This window comes from Shinella sp. GW835-FHT14H05 (assembly GCF_058793575.1).
In genome coordinates, this window is record NZ_JBXAFY010000025.1 from 1 (window position 1) to 16,519 (window position 16,519).

Annotated in this window: 12 protein-coding genes; 2 read left to right on the top strand and 10 right to left on the bottom strand. The window is 64.0% G+C overall.

Annotated features, from left to right (window positions below):
* Window positions 1-336 precede the first annotated feature (336 nt).
* Window positions 337-2,295: a M23 family metallopeptidase gene (locus tag AC1Q6Z_RS33180; RefSeq protein ID WP_256121271.1), complete on the top strand. Its 1,959-nt coding sequence runs from the start codon at window positions 337-339 to the stop codon at window positions 2,293-2,295.
* 56 nt (window positions 2,296-2,351) lie between these two features.
* Here AC1Q6Z_RS33180 and clpB read toward each other — a convergent pair whose 3' ends face one another.
* The 8 genes from clpB to AC1Q6Z_RS33220 form a co-directional block, all read right to left on the bottom strand.
* The gene (gene clpB / locus AC1Q6Z_RS33185) at window positions 2,352-4,958 is read right to left on the bottom strand and encodes an ATP-dependent chaperone ClpB (protein ID WP_256121272.1); all 2,607 of its coding nucleotides are present in this window, start codon (window positions 4,956-4,958) and stop codon (window positions 2,352-2,354) included.
* A gap of 254 nt (window positions 4,959-5,212) precedes the next feature.
* Window positions 5,213-5,902: a DUF4167 domain-containing protein gene (locus AC1Q6Z_RS33190; RefSeq protein ID WP_435269166.1), complete on the bottom strand. Its 690-nt coding sequence runs from the start codon at window positions 5,900-5,902 to the stop codon at window positions 5,213-5,215.
* A 330-nt stretch (window positions 5,903-6,232) separates the two neighbouring features.
* Window positions 6,233-7,105 (bottom strand): peptide chain release factor N(5)-glutamine methyltransferase, encoded by an 873-nt coding sequence (prmC, locus tag AC1Q6Z_RS33195; protein ID WP_492650480.1) that lies wholly within the window; start codon window positions 7,103-7,105, stop codon window positions 6,233-6,235.
* Window positions 7,102-8,184, bottom strand: a complete 1,083-nt coding sequence (gene prfA, locus AC1Q6Z_RS33200; RefSeq protein WP_492650481.1) for a peptide chain release factor 1 — start codon at window positions 8,182-8,184, stop codon at window positions 7,102-7,104. The genes prmC and prfA overlap by 4 nt, the downstream gene beginning before the upstream one ends.
* 20 nt (window positions 8,185-8,204) lie before the next feature.
* Window positions 8,205-10,472 carry a phosphoenolpyruvate--protein phosphotransferase gene (ptsP, locus tag AC1Q6Z_RS33205; protein ID WP_256121276.1) on the bottom strand — a complete coding sequence of 756 codons (2,268 nt, stop codon included), beginning with the start codon at window positions 10,470-10,472 and terminating at the stop codon, window positions 8,205-8,207.
* Between the two features lie 86 nt (window positions 10,473-10,558).
* The gene (locus AC1Q6Z_RS33210; protein ID WP_256121277.1) at window positions 10,559-11,833 is read right to left on the bottom strand and encodes an aspartate kinase; all 1,275 of its coding nucleotides are present in this window, start codon (window positions 11,831-11,833) and stop codon (window positions 10,559-10,561) included.
* Between the two features lie 111 nt (window positions 11,834-11,944).
* Window positions 11,945-12,511: a class I SAM-dependent methyltransferase gene (locus AC1Q6Z_RS33215; protein WP_439618923.1), complete on the bottom strand. Its 567-nt coding sequence runs from the start codon at window positions 12,509-12,511 to the stop codon at window positions 11,945-11,947.
* A complete protein-coding gene (locus tag AC1Q6Z_RS33220) occupies window positions 12,508-13,416 on the bottom strand; it encodes an oxidoreductase (RefSeq protein WP_492650482.1) in 909 nt (302 codons plus the stop codon). The genes AC1Q6Z_RS33215 and AC1Q6Z_RS33220 overlap by 4 nt, the downstream gene beginning before the upstream one ends.
* A 157-nt stretch (window positions 13,417-13,573) precedes the next feature.
* On the opposite strand from AC1Q6Z_RS33220, the gene AC1Q6Z_RS33225 reads away from it, so the two are divergent.
* Entirely contained in the window at window positions 13,574-14,206 is a 633-nt protein-coding gene (locus tag AC1Q6Z_RS33225; protein ID WP_492650483.1) for a TetR/AcrR family transcriptional regulator, read from the top strand.
* Between the two features lie 91 nt (window positions 14,207-14,297).
* Here the strand turns inward: AC1Q6Z_RS33225 and AC1Q6Z_RS33230 are convergent, their stop codons facing one another.
* Window positions 14,298-16,019 carry an ABC transporter substrate-binding protein gene (locus tag AC1Q6Z_RS33230; protein ID WP_256121281.1) on the bottom strand — a complete coding sequence of 574 codons (1,722 nt, stop codon included), beginning with the start codon at window positions 16,017-16,019 and terminating at the stop codon, window positions 14,298-14,300.
* 79 nt (window positions 16,020-16,098) lie between these two features.
* A complete protein-coding gene (locus tag AC1Q6Z_RS33235) occupies window positions 16,099-16,518 on the bottom strand; it encodes a DUF2160 domain-containing protein (RefSeq protein WP_256121282.1) in 420 nt (139 codons plus the stop codon).
* Window position 16,519: the final 1 nt, after the last annotated feature.

The window sequence follows — 16,519 nt, forward strand, 5'->3', positions numbered from 1 at the left end:
CAGGAAACCTTGGAGCGAGTTCGTCGGCCGCCAGAAGCGCCGCCGCTCTCGTTCGATGAGCGGGTTATAAGCCCACCTATACGAACACGTCAACAGGGCATGTGACATTTTTTTGAAAATTTCTTCGGAAAAGCATCCGACCCTCTCACTTCCCCCGGATTTTCAGGGCTTTTACGCTCACCGAACCACAAACGGCAGCGCCTGCCCTCAGATTTTCACAATCCGCACGTCTTAAGGATTGTTAAGAACCCGCGTGATTTGACTCGCATGCCCTCCCGCGTGCATGGTCGCGCGCTGAAAACCATAACAAACGACACAGGGCGAAGCGCAATCGGCATGACCACTGACCGGAACATGATCCGATCTCTCGGCAACGAACCGCCGATCCTCGCCGACGGGCGCAAGGCGCCCGACCGTCGCGAAATTTCCCTACGCTGGCTCTCCGGCACCTTCCTGACCGGCATCACCTCTTCCATCCTTATGGGTGTTGCTCTCTTTGCCGCCCTGGACGGCCGCCAGCAGCTCGCTATTCCCGCCGAAGCCTTCGCGGCCCTCGGCACACCGAACCAGACAAGCAAGACCGGCGAAACGGCAAAACGCGGCGAACGCGTCATAGAGACGGCGATCGTCGCCAAACCCGCCGACAAGAAGATCATGGAAATCTCCACCATGATCCATGACGGCGAAAAGGAAGTCGTGCGCCGCCAGCCCTTCGCGCATGTGAAGATGGCGCTCGCGGCAAACCACGCGACGAGCGAGGATTATCCGCGCTTCGATCCGCTGGCGATCTTTTCCACCAACGGCCGGGATGCCGCGCCTGCCTCGCGCATGGGCACGATCTATGGTTCGGACGTCGAATCCGAAGTGGCCTTGCAGACCGATGCCTTCCCGACCGGCGGCTCGGCGCTCGACTATGCCGACCAGATGTCGATCGAGGAGGTCGAGGAGAATGTGCGCACCAACGGTTCGGTGCTGACGGACGGCAGCTCGCAGGTCGCCTCGCTCTCCTATGTCGATCCGCAGCGCTTCGCCTCGGAAAGCACCGACCTCGACCTGTTGCAGGGGCTGACCGCCCGCGTCGTCGAGGAGAACATGAGCGTTTCGAACTTCGATACGCTGACCCCCGACGATACCGAATATGCCGACGACGTCATCCCCGTGCGCCGCACGGCCGAAATCGACCAGATCATGACGGCGGCCGGGTATACCAAGGCGCAGGGCGACGATCTTTCCGCCTATCTCGAAAGCCAGCTCGGCAGCCGCGAGCTTGCCGAGGGTGACGTGCTGCGCATCTGCATTTCGCAGAAGGGCAAGGAAGCGAGCATCGTACGCGCCAGCGTCTATTCGCGCGGCCGCCATGTGACGACGGCGGCGCTGGACGACAGCGGCCGTTTCGTCAGCGGCGCCGAACCGCCGGTGCTCGATGCGGTGGCGACCGCCTTCGACGATGACGGCCGGCCGGCGATCATTGCCGGGCGCGACCTGCCACGCGTCTATGACGGCATCTACCGCGCCGCCCTCTCCTACGGCATGGGCAAGGACATGACGACGGAAGTCATCCGCATCCTCGCCAGCAATGTCGATTTCCAGGCGCAGCTTCGGCCGACGGATTCACTTGAAGCCTTCTTCTCCGTCACCGACGAAAAGGGCACGGCGACGGAAGAGTCGGAAATCCTCTTCCTCGATGCCAAGTTCGGCGACACGGAAACCCGCGTCTACCGCTTCCAGAACCCGGACGACGAATCCGTCGACTACTATGACGAGGCCGGCAAGAGCATCCGGCAGTTCCTGCTGCGCAATCCCGTGCCGAACGGCGTCTTCCGCTCCGGCTTCGGCATGCGCCGCCACCCGATCCTCGGCTTCTCGCGCATGCATACCGGCGTCGACTGGGCGGCACCGCGCGGCACGCCGATCATCGCGGCCGGCAACGGCGTGGTCGAAAAGGCCGGCTGGGATTCCGGCGGCTACGGCAACCAGACGCTGATCCGCCATGCCAACGGTTACGTTTCTTCCTACAATCACCAGAGCGCGATCGCCAAGGGCATCAAGCCGGGCGTGAAAGTGCGCCAGGGCCAGGTGATCGGCTTCGTCGGCACGACCGGCCTTTCGACCGGCCCGCACCTGCACTACGAGCTGATCGTCAACGGCAACAAGGTGGATGCGCTGAAGATCCGCCTGCCCGGCGGCAAATCGCTGGAAGGCAAGGCGCTCGCCCAGTTCGAATTGGAGCGCAAACGCATCGACGACCTGCTCGGTCGTGGCGACGACCCGACGGAAGTCGCCGAAACCCACTGAACGAGAAAAGCGCGGGCCGAGACCCGCGCTTCTTTTTTCAAGATCGATGATCCGCCTCAGGCGGCCTTGCTGACCGTCGCAACGCGCGGCGAGAAGAGCAGCCGGTCGGAACCGGCGGTCACCTTGACAGTCACGCCGTCCGGGATATCGCCGGAGAGGATCTTCTCCGCCAGCGGATCCTGTAGATGCTTCTGGATCGCCCGCTTCAGCGGACGCGCGCCATAGACCGGATCGTAACCCTTTTCCGCCAGCCAGTGCACGGCTTCCTCATCCAGATCGAGAACGATCTTGCGGTCGACCAGCAGCTTGCGCAGGCGCTCCAGCTGGATGGCGACGATCGCGCCCATTTCCGTCCGCCGCAGGCGGTGGAACAGGATGATCTCGTCGACGCGGTTCAGGAACTCCGGCCGGAATGCCATCTTCACGACATCCATCACCTGGTCGCGCACCGTATCGCTATCCTCGTTCTCGCCGAGCGCGGTGAGATATTCGGCGCCAAGGTTCGAGGTCATGATGATCATCGTGTTGCGGAAGTCGACGGTGCGGCCCTGGCCATCGGTCAGGCGGCCGTCGTCGAGGACCTGCAGGAGCACGTTGAAGACATCCGGATGCGCCTTCTCGATTTCGTCGAACAGCACGACCTGGTAGGGCCGGCGGCGGACGGCTTCGGTCAAGGCACCGCCTTCCTCATAACCGACATAGCCGGGAGGCGCACCGATCAGCCGGGCCACGGAGTGTTTCTCCATATATTCCGACATGTCCATGCGCTGGATCGCCGTCTCGTCGTCGAAGAGGAAGCGGGCGAGCGCCTTGGTGAGCTCCGTCTTGCCGACGCCGGTCGGTCCCAGGAAAATGAACGAGCCGATCGGCCGGTTCGGGTCCTGAAGCCCGGCGCGCGCACGGCGCACCGCGCGGGAAACCGCCTGCACGGCATCACCCTGCCCGACGACCCACTTGGCCAGATCATCTTCCATGCGCAGCAGCTTGTCGCGCTCGCCTTCCAGCATCTTGTCGACCGGAATGCCGGTCCAGCGGGAGACGATATGGGCGATGTTGTCGGCGGTCACGACCTCCTGCACCATCGGATCGACATCGCCGGCATCGCGGCCTTCGGCGTCTTCCAGCTCCTTTTCGAGCTTCGGAATGATGCCATAGGCAAGCTCGCCGGCGCGCTGGAACTCGCCCTTGCGCTGGGCAATGGCCAGTTCGTTGCGCAACTCGTCAAGCTGACCCTTCAGGTCGGCGGCGCGGCCGAGCTTCGACTTTTCCGCCTGCCAGCGTGCAGTCAGCGCGTCGGCCTGCTCTTCGAGCGCGGTGAGGTCGAGTTCGAGCTTTTCAAGCCGGTCCTGCGACGAGCGGTCGGTTTCCTTCTTCAGGGCCTCGCGCTCGATCTTCAGCTGGATGATGCGGCGATCGAGTTCGTCGAGCTCTTCCGGCTTGGAATCGACCTGCATGCGCAGCCGCGAGGCGGCTTCGTCCATCAGGTCGATCGCCTTGTCCGGCAGGAAGCGATCCGAGATGTAGCGGTTGGAGAGCGTTGCGGCGGCAACAAGCGCGGCATCGGCGATGCGGACCTTGTGGTGCTGCTCGTACTTCTCCTTCAGGCCGCGCAGGATCGAGATCGTGTCCTCGACGGTCGGTTCGTCCACCATGACGGGCTGGAACCGGCGGGCAAGGGCAGCGTCCTTCTCGACATGCTTGCGGTATTCATCAAGCGTGGTGGCGCCGACGCAGTGCAATTCGCCACGGGCGAGCGCGGGCTTCAGCAGGTTGGAGGCGTCCATCGCCCCTTCCGCCTTGCCGGCACCGACCAGCGTGTGCATTTCGTCGATGAACAGAATGATTTCGCCATCTTCCGCCTGCACTTCGGCAAGCACGGCCTTCAGGCGTTCCTCGAATTCACCGCGATATTTCGCACCGGCGATCAGCGCGCCCATATCGAGCGCCATCAGCTTCTTCTCTTTCAGGCTCTCCGGCACGTCGCCGTTGACGATGCGCAGCGCGAGGCCTTCGGCGATCGCCGTCTTGCCGACGCCGGGTTCGCCGATGAGGACCGGGTTGTTCTTCGTGCGGCGCGAGAGCACCTGAATCGTGCGGCGGATTTCGTCGTCGCGGCCGATCACCGGGTCGAGGCGGCCTTCGCGCGCATCGGCCGTCAGGTCACGGGCGAATTTCTTGAGCGAATCGAAACCCTGCTCGGCGCTCGCCGTGTCGGCGGTGCGGCCCTTGCGGATGTCGTTGATCACCTGGTTGAGCTTGGTCGGCGTCACGCCGGCCTTCGCCAGGATTTCTGCAGTCGCCGCTGATTTTTCGATTGCCAGCGCCAGCAGCAGGCGCTCGACGGTGACGAAGCTGTCGCCGGCCTTCTTGGCGGCGTCTTCGGCGGTCGAGAAGACCTTGGCGAGCGGCTGCGAAAGGTAGACCTGGCCATTGCCGCCGGTGGTTTTCGGCTGCTTGGCGAGGGCGGCGTCATTGGCGGTCCGCGCGTCGCGCGCGCTGCCACCGGCCCGTTCGATGAGCGAGGCGGCCATGCCCTGCTCGTCATCGAGCAGCACTTTCAAGACGTGCTCTGCGGTGAACTGCGGATGGCCGTCGGCCAGCGCCTTCGTCTGGGCGGATTGCAGGAATCCGCGGACGCGTTCGGAGTATTTTTCAATATTCATCATCTGCCTCCAGTACTCGGCCGGCCCTTCAAGGCACCGGTCGACGATTAGGATAAGGCTCCCATCAAGGCGAACCTTTCATGCGTGCGGTGCTCCGGCCTTGCGCCGGGTCAACCGCCTGAGGGGAATATGGTGGAGGCATTTTGGGAATTAAAGGGAGCGCCGAAGGCCCGGACCGAGATTTTTCCAGGGCGACCTTGCAAAACGCAAGAACCCGGCGCGAGGCCGGGTTCTTTGATGCTGGGCAGATGCCGTTATTCCGAGGCTTCGAGCGCCGGAGCGTCTTCGCCGGCAGGCTGTGCTTCGTCGCCGGCGGCTCCGGCTTCGCCACGGCGCGGACGGCGCGGGCGCGGTGCGCTGCGGCGGCGTGCCGGAGCACGACCGGCGGGGGCGGCGGCTTCCTCTTCGAGCGAGACTTCAGCCGGCGTGCCTTCGATCACCGGCTGCGGGCCGGAACCGTCGATGACGGGCTGCTCGACCGGAACCACCACCACGGGGGCGGGGGCCGGTGCTGCGGCAACGTGTGCCGGCTCGTCGACGGCCGTCGAATCGACTTCGTCCTGATCGCGGTCGTAGCCGTCCCGGTCGTTGAAATCGTTCCGATCGGCATTGTCCGGGCGCTCATCCCGCGGGAAGCGGTCCTGCATCTGCGCCTGAGCGGCGGCAATGATGCGATTGTAGTGCTCGGCATGCTGAAGGTAGTTTTCCGCCATGACGCGGTCACCGGAGCTATGGGCATCGCGGGCCAGCGCCGAGTATTTTTCAGCGATATGCTGGGCCGTGCCCCTGATCTTCACGTCCGGACCCGAACTGTCGTAGGTCCTCGTCAGGGGATTGCCACCCTTGCGGTGGTTGTTGTTGTTATTGTTGTTATTGCTGTTGTTATTATTGTTATTGTTGTTGTTACGCCCGCGGCCGCGCTTGTTTTGCTGTCCTGGCCTCATATGTCACTCACCTAACGTATCGTGTCTTGATGATCATGTGTCTGACGCCTGATCGGGACACGCCAGATCAAGCATCCTTACCCGCGGGCAAACCACGCCGGTCGGTGGTCCTGTCGCTGTAAGACGTCAAATTAACAGGTACCCGCACGGGGCAGTCTTCAACCCTAGCAACTCTTCGGAGAGAGCAACCCTCGCGATCGGATCATGCAGGAACGAATCTCTGTGCCATGACCTCTTGCCCAGTGCGTGCCCGCAACCTAGCCCGCTTCCTCTACGATTCCAAGCCTTTTCTTTGCGGTTGCGGAAATTGCTGCGCTTGCGCAACAAGATTTAAACAACCGCCGCTTTCGTGAAGAGGAGAACGCGGTCGTTGCCGCCGAAATCCCTGACCGCATCGATCCGCGCAAAACCGTTTTCGCGCATGATCGCGGTGACCTGATCCTTCTGGTCGTAACCGATTTCGTAAGCCACCAGGCCGTTGTCCCGAAGATGATCGCCCGCCCCGGCTGCAATCGTGCGGTAGGCATCAAGCCCGTCGTCTCCGCCATCCAGCGCCAGGATCGGATCGTAGAGCCGGACCTCGTCGTCCAGCGTTCCGATCACGGAACGGACGATATAGGGCGGATTTGACACAATGATGTCGAACGCCCCGGTCACGGCTGCAAACCAGTCGCTCTCGACCGCCTCGAAGCGGTCTGCGACCCCATTGATGTCGGCATTGCGTCGCGCCGTTTCAAGGGCGCCGGGCGAAAGATCGGTTCCGACACCCGTGGCGCCTGCAACGAGATCGAGCAGCGCAAGGCAGATCGCCCCCGTTCCCGTGCCCAGATCCAGGATGCGACAGCCGCCGGTCTCGGCAACCATGCGCGTCGCATGGGGCACCAGCGTGTCGACGAGCACTTCGGTATCCGGCCGCGGCTCCAGCGTTTCCGGCGAGAGCGCGAGATCGAGCCGCGAAAAGGCCCGGCGGCCGAGGATGCGGTGCACCGGCTCGCGCGCCACGCGCCGCGCCAGCGCCCGATCGATGGCCTCCTGCTGTGCACCGTCGAGCGCGCGTGCGCCATCGGTGACAAAGGCGGTGGGCGACAGGTCGAGAAGGCCGGCGATCAGCAGCCGCGCATCGAGCGCCCCATCCGCAAGGCCCGCCTCCGAAAGCCGGCGCCGCGCCGTGGCCAGCGCCTCGGCGAGCGTGGCGCCGCTCATCGGCCCTGTTCGCCGAGCTGTGCCAGCTGTCCGGCCTGGTAATCGGCGACCAGCGCATCGACCACTTCGTCGATTTCGCCGATCATCATGCGGTCGAGCTTGTAGAGCGTCAGGTTGATGCGGTGGTCCGTGACGCGCCCTTGCGGGAAATTGTAGGTGCGGATGCGCTCGGACCGGTCGCCCGACCCGACCTGGCTCCTGCGGTCGGCGGAGCGTTCGCTGTCCGCACGCTGGCGCTCCATATCGTAAAGCCGCGAGCGCAGCACCTGCATGGCCTTGGCGCGGTTCTGGTGCTGCGACTTTTCCGAGCTCGTCACGACGAGGCCGGTCGGAAGATGCGTGATGCGCACCGCCGAGTCCGTCGTGTTGACGTGCTGGCCGCCGGCGCCCGACGAGCGCATCGTGTCGATGCGGATGTCTTCCGGGCGCACCTCGATGTCGATTTCTTCCGCTTCCGGCAGCACGGCCACCGTCGCCGCCGAGGTGTGGATGCGCCCGCTCGCCTCCGTTTCCGGAACGCGCTGCACGCGGTGCACGCCCGATTCGAACTTCAGCTTGGCGAACACGCCGCGCCCGGTGATGGTCGCGATGATTTCCTTGAAGCCGCCCACCTCGCCCTCGCTGGAGGAGAGCACTTCGACCTTCCAGCCATTGGCGGCGGCATACCGCTCATACATGCGAAACAGGTCGCCGGCAAAAAGTGCTGCCTCCGAGCCGCCCGTACCGGCGCGGATTTCGAGGATCGCGCTCTTCTCGTCGGCCGCGTCCTTCGGGAGAAGCAGGATCTGCATCTCCTTTTCGAGGCCTTCGAGCCGCTCCTTCTGCTCCGGCAGCTCCATCTCCGCGAGATCGCGCATCTCCCGGTCGGTCGCCTTGTCGTTGAGCAGAACCTCAAGGTCGGCGATCTCGCCATTGACCTTCTGGTATTCGCGGATTTTCGTCACGACGGGCTGAAGCTCGGAATATTCCGAGGCGAGACGCACATAGGTCTCCGAATCCGGCCCCGCCGACATGCGTGCCTCGATCTCGCCGAAACGGCGTTCAAGGTCACGCATCTTTTCAACGGGAAGCTTCGCCACCGTTTAAACTCCAGTCAATTTCAAAGCGGAACGCCGTTTTCGGCCGCAAAGTCAGTGAGAATCTGGCGGATCGAAGCCGTCGGCTTCGTATCGTCGAGTGCCGGCATCAGCACCGCCTCGAGTTTTGCCGCATCGAGCGAAAGCAGCATCGACTTCACCGGGCCGATCGCCGCCGGCGACATCGAGACGGAGCGGAAACCGATGCCGAGCAGCGCCATGGCGGAAATCGGCTTGCTCGCCATCTCGCCGCAAAGCGTCACCGAGGTCTCGTTGCGTTCGCCGGCCCGCACGATATCGCGCAGGATGCGCAGGAACGGCCGGCCGAGCGTGTCAAAACGATCGGAGACGCGGGCATTGCCACGGTCGACGGCCATGGCGAACTGGAACAGGTCGTTCGAGCCGACCGAGACGAAATCGACCTCGGCCATCAGCTCGTCGAGCTGCCAGAGCAGCGCCGGCACTTCCAGCATCGCGCCGAATTGAAGCTTCTTCGGCAACTGCTCGCCGATCTTCGATTGGCGCTGGATCTCCTTCTGGAGAAGGTCGCGGACCTCCTTCAGCTCGGAGACTTCGGTCACCATCGGCAGCATCATCCGCAGGTCCGCACCCGCCGCGGCCCGCAACATGGCGCGAAGCTGGGTGCGCAGCAGGCCAGGCCGGTCGAGCGACAGGCGGATCGCCCGCCAGCCAAGCGCCGGGTTTTCCTCTTCCGCCGCGCGGAAATAGGGCACGACCTTGTCGCCGCCGATATCGAGCGTGCGGAACGTCACCGGGCGCCCGCCCGCCTGCTTCAGCACGTTGCGATAGAACGCCTCCTGCTCCTCCGCCTTCGGCATGGTCGAGGCGATCATGAACTGGAGTTCGGTGCGGAACAGGCCGATGCCGGAGGCACCGGATTCGTTGAGATGCGGCAGGTCGACCAGCAGGCCGGCATTCATCTGGAGATTGATGTGGCGGCCGTCCTTGGTCACCGGCTCGACGGCACGCAGCGCGCGGTACTGTTCCTGCCGGCGGGCCCGGAAGCGGACCTTCTCCTCGTAGGAGCGCTGGAGATCCGCCAGCGGCCGCAGATGCACCCGCGCATCCTCGCCATCGACGATGATGGAATCGCCGTTTTCCGCAAGCGCCACCGCACCCGCCGCCTGGCCAACCACCGGAATGCCCATGGCACGCGCGACGATCACCACATGGCTCGTCACCGCGCCCTCTTCGAGCACGAGGCCGCGCACGTTCTGGCGCGGATAATCGAGCAGTTCGGCGGCACCCATGGCACGCGCCACGACGATCGCATCGTTCGGGAAGCTGCTGGCCGACAGTTTCGCGCCATAGCCCGTCAACTGCCGCAGCAGGCGGTTCGCCAGATCGTCGAAATCGTGCATGCGCTCGCGCAGATACGGGTCCGTCAGGCGGATCATGCGCGCCTTGGTCTCGCTCTGCACCCGCTCGACCGCCGCTTCCGCCGTCAGGCCGTTGCGGATCGCCTCTTCGAGCTTTCTCACCCAGCCGCGATCATGCGCGAACATGCGGTAGGTTTCCAGCACCTCGCGGTGCTCGCCCTCCATCGACACTTCGCGGCGCGACAGCATGTCGTCGATCGAGATGCGCAGCGAGCCGAGCGCTTCTGCGAGACGGCCGAGTTCGTGCTCGGAATCTTCGTTCAACAGGTTGGTGACGACGATGCGCGGCTCGTGCAGCACGACATAGCCGAGGCCGATGCCTTCGCCGAAGCTCGAACCCTCGATCGCGACGGGGCGGGAGAGGTCGAGTTCTAGGCCGGGCTTGGTGAGCTTCTTCAGCTCCCCGGTCGCCACCATTTCCGCAATCACCATCGCCGTCGTTTCGAGCGCCTCCACCTCGTCTTCGCGGTAGGTGCGGCTCGCCTTGTTCTGCACGACAAGCACGCCGAGCGCCCTGCCGGTTCGCAAGATAGGAACGCCGAGGAAGGAGTGGTAGATCTCCTCGCCCGTTTCCGGCAGGTATGTGAAGGCGGGATGGGATTGCGCGTCGGAGAGGTTCAGGGGCCGCGCGGACGCGGCAATCGTGCCGACAAGGCCCTGGCCCATCTTGAGCTGGGCAAGGTGCACGGCACCGGGATTGAGACCTTCGGTCGCATAGAGTTCGAGCACGCCGTCGGAGCGCAGCACATAAACGGAACACACCTCCGCGACCATGTTCTGCGCGATCTGGCGCACGATCTGGTCTAGGCGCTCCTGCGGCTCGAGCGGCTCCGCCATCAATTCGCGCAGCCGCTTGAGAAGAACGCGCGGACCCGCGGAGAGATCTCTCATCGCGTGGCGTCTCCTGAAAATGACGTTACCTCACCGACGCTTGGCTACGCCGGCGATCAGAAGATCGGCGCCGAGTCAGCCGGTCCTTACTTCTTATCGAGACCGTAAACGGAATGCAAAGTCCGAACAGCGAGTTCCGCATATGCACCGTCGATAAGAATGGAAATCTTGATCTCGGAGGTGGTGATCGCCTTGATGTTGATGCCCTTGTCGGCCAGCGCCCGGAAGGCGGAGGCGGCAACACCCGCATGGCTGCGCATGCCAATGCCGATGACGGAAACCTTCACGAGGCCCGTTTCGTGCTGGATCACGTCGAAACCGACCTGTTCCTTGGCGCCTTCGAGCACCCGCAGCGCCTTCTCCATGTCGCCCGAAGGCACGGTGAAGGTCATGTCGGTCTTCGAACCGTCCTCGGAAATGTTCTGGACGATCATGTCGACATTGATATGCGATTCGGCGAGCGGGCCGAAGATCGCGGCGGAAACGCCCGGCCGGTCGGCGACGCGGCGGAGCGAAATCTGCGCTTCATCCTTGGCATAGGCGATGCCGGTTACGACTTCCTGTTCCACGATCTCTTCCTCATCACAAATCAGCGTACCGGGCGGGTTCAGAAGATCGCCCATGCCCGGCGCATCGGGATCCTCGAAAGAGGAACGAACGAAGGTGCGCACCTTGTGCACCATGGCAAGCTCGACCGAGCGCACCTGCAGGACCTTGGCGCCGAGGGATGCCATTTCGAGCATTTCCTCGAAGGCGATCTTCTTCAGGCGGCGCGCCTTCGGCTCGATGCGCGGGTCGGTCGTGTAGACGCCATCGACGTCGGTATAGATGTCGCAACGATCCGCCTTGACGGCCGCGGCGATGGCGACGGCGGAGGTGTCCGAACCGCCGCGGCCGAGCGTCGCCACGCGGTTGTCCGGGCCGAGGCCCTGGAAGCCGGCGACGACGGCCACCTGGCCCTCGCCCATGCGGCGGATCATTTCCGAGCCCTCGATGTCGAGGATGCGGGCGGCGCCATGCGCGTTGTCGGTCTTGATCGGGATCTGCCAGCCCTGCCAGGAGCGGGCGTCGATGCCCATCGACTGAAGCGCGATGGCGAGAAGGCCGGCGGTCACCAGTTCGCCGGAAGCGACGATCGCGTCATATTCGCGCGCGTCGTAGAAGGGCGAGTTGGCGCCCGTCACCTTCGGCATGCCCTGCACCCAGGCAACCAACTCGTTGGTCTTGCCGGACATGGCGGAAACGACGACGGCGACCTCATGGCCGGCATCGACCTCGCGTTTCACATGGCGGGCCACATTGTGGATACGGTCGAGGTCAGCGACGGACGTTCCGCCGAATTTCATCACGATGCGTGCCATGAGTGTGTACCGCTATTCCATATGTACGCGCGAGCGCGCGGGAGAAACCGCGGGGTCTCTTAGCGGAAGACCCCGCGGTGTGCAATGCATGGAATCCGGCAAACGGTACGCTCAGCCCTTGCGGCTGATGCGGTAGACGAAGGCGGGTGGCACATTGCGCAGCGTGCCGCCGACGCGGACGGCCGCAAGCCCGAGCCCGTCGAGTACGGCGCGCGGCACCGGGCAGCGCAGGCCATAGGTGAACTGGTAGAGCGCCGCTCCCTCGCCAAGCCGTTCAAACGTCCCGGCCAGGATCGCCCGCACCGTCTCCGGCCGCATCGAGAGCAAGGGCAGGCCGCTGATGGCGGCACCCGCAGTCTCCGGGCAGGACCGGGCGACATCCGTCGCATCGATGCAGGCGATCTTTGCCTTCGGGAAACGCTGCTGGAGCAGTGCGGCGAACTCGGCCCCCTTCTCGACGAGCAGGATGTCCTCTTCCGCGACCCCACGCCGCAGCAGGGCGCGTGTGAAAACGCCGGTGCCCGGCCCGAGTTCAATGACGCGGCCGGTCTCAGGCCCGATCTCGCGCACGATGAGATCCGCCAGCGCCTTGCCGGAGGGCGTGATCGACGCCACCCGCAGCGGATCGCGGATCCACTCGCGGAAGAAATGGCAGCCGTCCATTGTCGTTGTGGTCATTGCATGCGCTCCGCGATCGGGGGGAATTTCAGGAGGGTCAGGTCTTCGGACAGTCGCCAGAATTTTGCGGCAAGAGTTGGGTCGGTCGCAGCGGCCAGCGGCTGAACCAGCGTCGGTGATCCGCGCATTTCGCGAAAACCGTCCGGGCCGATGAATTCGCCGCCTTTCAGGCCCTCTGCGGTTGCTGCGTAGAGCTGGTTGAGCGCGCCCTGTTCCGCAGTCTGCGCCATGAAACGGTTGCCGATGCGCATGAAGAGCCGCAGCACGCCGGAGGTGGCGCTGGTCTGGAGATTGGTATCGGCATAACCGGGATGGGCGAGCACGCTGATCACCGGCAGGCGCGCGGCCTTCAGCCGGCGGTCCAGTTCCAGCGCGAAGAGCACGTTGGCGAACTTCGATTGCGCATAGAAACCCATGCGGCTGTAGCTTTTTTCGCCCTTCAGGTCCTCGAAATGAATGCGGCCGCGGCGATGCAGATCGGAGCTCACGGTGACGACGCGGCTTCCCGCCGCGGCGGAAAGAAGTGGCAGCAGGCGAAGCGTCAGCGCGAAATGGGCGAGATGATTGACGCCGAACTGGGTCTCGTGCCCCTGCCGCGTCACTCCGCGCGGCGGCATCATGACGCCGGCATTGTTGATCAGGAGATCGAGCGGCCGGCCTGCGGCAAGCAGCGCATCGGAAAAGGCCGCGACGTCGTCAAGGTCCGCGAGATCGAGACGCCGAAGCTCGATTGCGGCATCGGGAAGCTCGGCGCGGAGGCGCGCCAGCGCCATTTGCCCCCTGCCCTCGTCGCGCGCCGTCATGATGACCTGCGCGCCCCTGCGGGCAAGCTCCCGCGCCGTGTGGAAGCCGAGGCCGCTATTGGCGCCCGTGACGACGGCGAGCCGGCCCGTCTGGTCCGGCATCTGCGAAAGCGTCCACGCGTCCCCATTTGTCCCGCCCGCGGCGGTTGCCACACCGTCTGCACGCATTATGATACCTCGCATCGAATCTGAACAGTGTTTATATTGCACTACAGCATGATCTTTACACTGTAAAGATCACATTCGCGTGAGACCTGCAATGAACGAGAAGAACACCACCGAACGCGGCTATCACCACGGCCACCTGCGCGACGCGCTGATCCGCGCCGCCGACGAACTGCTCGCCGAACGCGGCCTCGAAGGCTTCACGTTGCGCGAAACGGCGCGCCGTGCCGGCGTCTCGCCCGCCGCGCCCTCGCATCATTTCGGCGGCACCGCCGGCCTTCTCACGGAAGTCGCAGCCCTCGGCTACCAGGAACTCGCCCGTCGCCTGATGGTCGCGGGAGAAAGCGGCACGCCCGCCGACCGCCTCAAAGCGCAGGGCGTCGCCTATGTCCGCTTTGCGCTCGATTTTCCAGGGCGCTTCCACCTGATGTTCCGCCACGACATGCTGCAAAAGGACCAGCCTTCGCTGGAGCAGGCGACGGGACAGGCCTGGGACGCGCTCGAAAGCACCGTGCTCGCCATCCGCGGGCAGCCTGAGGGCGTCGAACTCGACGCGGAGGGCGAGGCGATGCTGATCGGCATCTGGTCGACGGCGCACGGTTTTGCCCATCTGACGCTCGACAAGAAACTCGCGCGCATCGACGACTGCGGCGGCAACGAAGCCGACATGCTGGAAAGCCTTTTCCCGGCGATCATCGATACGCTCTGGGTGAAAAAACTCGGCTGAAACGAAAAGGCCGCGTACCTTTCGGCACGCGGGCAAAGGGGATCGGATGATGATGAGTGCGGGCGGAAAAACCGCCCGCAATCGGATCACATCACTTCTGCCAGCTCTTGACGAGTTCGTCATAGTTGACGGTGAGCGGCTTTTCCTTCTCGTTCTCGATCTTGAGCTGCGGAGCAATGTTGCCCTTTTCGACGGCATCCTTGTTCCAGTAGGCAAGATCGTGCTCTTCGGCGAGCTTCGGGCCGATATCGCCCTGGACGCCGGCGCGCTCGAGGCGTTCCAGCACCTTTTCCTGCTCGGCGCACAGCGAGTCCATCGCTTCCTGTGCGGTCTTGGCACCCGACGACGCATCGCCGATCGCCTGCCACCACAACTGGGCCAGCTTCGGATAGTCCGGGATGTTCGTACCGGTCGGCGACCACTGCACGCGGGCCGGCGAACGGTAGAACTCGATCAGACCACCGAGCTTCGGTGCGCGTTCCGTGAACGACTTGTGGGCGATCGAGGATTCGCGGATGAGCGTCAGGCCGGTATGGCTCTTCTTGACGTCAACCGTCTTGGAGACGACGAACTGCGCATAGAGCCATGCGGCCTTGGCGCGATCGTCCGGGGTGGACTTCAGAAGCGTCCAGGAACCCACGTCCTGGTAGCCGAGCTTCATGCCGTCCTTCCAGTAGACGCCGTGCGGGCTCGGAGCGAAACGCCACTTCGGCGTGCCGTCCGCGTTCACGACCGGCAGGCCGTCCTTCACGAAGTCGGCGGTGAACGCCGTATAGGTGAACATCTGCTGGGCGACTTCGCCCTGTGAAGGAACCGGGCCGGATTCCGAGAAGGTCATGCCCTGGGCGGAGGCCGGTGCATAGGCCTTCAGCCAGTCGAGATACTTCTGGATGGCGTAGACGGAAGCCGGACCGTTGGTGTCGCCGCCGCGCGCAACGCACGAGCCGACCGGACGCGAGTTCTCGTCGACCTTGATGCCCCATTCGTCGACCGGAAGACCGTTCGGCAGGCCCTTGTCGCCGTTGCCGGCCATCGAGAGCCAGGCGTCGGTGAAGCGCCAGCCGAGCGACGGGTCCTTCTTGCCGTAGTCCATGTGGCCATAGACCTTCTTGCCGTCGATCTCGCGGCCGGTGAAGAACTCGGCGATGTCCTCGTAAGCCGACCAGTTGACCGGAACGCCAAGGTCGTAGCCGTATTTCGCCTTGAAGTCCGCCTGGTTCTTCGCGTCGTTGAACCAGTCGTACCGGAACCAGTAGAGGTTCGCGAACTGCTGGTCGGGCAGCTGGTAGAGGTCGCCGTCCGGAGCCGTCGTGAACTTCAGGCCGATGAAGTCGTTGAGGTCGAGGTTCGGGTTGGTGACGTCCTTGCCTTCGTTGGCCATCCACTTGGTGAGCGAACGGGCCTGCTGGTAGCGCCAATGCGTGCCGATCAGGTCGGAGTCGTTGACATAAGCGTCATAGACGTTTTCGCCCGACTGCATCTGGGTCTGCAGCTTTTCGACGACGTCGCCCTCGCCGATCAGGTCATGGGTGATCTTGATGCCGGTGATCGCGGTGAAGGCCGGCGCAAGGACCTTCGATTCGTATTCATGCGTGGTGATCGTTTCGGAGACGACCTTGATTTCCATGCCGGCGAACGGCTTGGCGGCGTCGATGAACCACTGCATTTCCGCTTCCTGGCCAGCGCGGTCGAGCGAGGACAAATCGCCGATTTCCGCGTCCAGGAACTTCTTGGCAGCGTCCATGTCCGCGAATGCGGAGCCGGTGAACGCCAGCAGCATGACTGCCGTCGTCGTCAGAAGTTGCTTTCGCATATTGATCCTCCCTTAGGGTTTTGCGATTGCATGCGTTGAAGGCCCCATAATTCTCCCCGGGGCCTCCCTTCCCGATTGCCTAGACGAAGCGGAACACGCCGATGGCGTAGACCACGGACAAGGCAAGAGCCCACCACAGGTTGGCGCCGACGAGGCCCAACCATGCGAGATGAATGAATGCGGAGCCGAGCAGCGACACGAACAGCCGGTCGCCGCGCGTCGTCTCGAAGCGCAGGATGCCGACCCGCGGATTGCCGCCGGGGCGGGCATATTCCCAGACGGCCATCAGCGCGATCAGCGTGAAGATCGTCAGGAAGAACATGGCGGTCGGAAACGACCAGGCCATCCAGCCGCCGGTGATCAACGGCGCAAAGAAGTCGCGCTCGCCGTCCTTGACCGGAAGCCCCATGAACAGCGCGCCGGCGATGACGATATAGAGGACGAGCACGGCGACGAGCGCCACGGGCCAGCGATTGTTGCGGTTTACGACAGCGGCCATC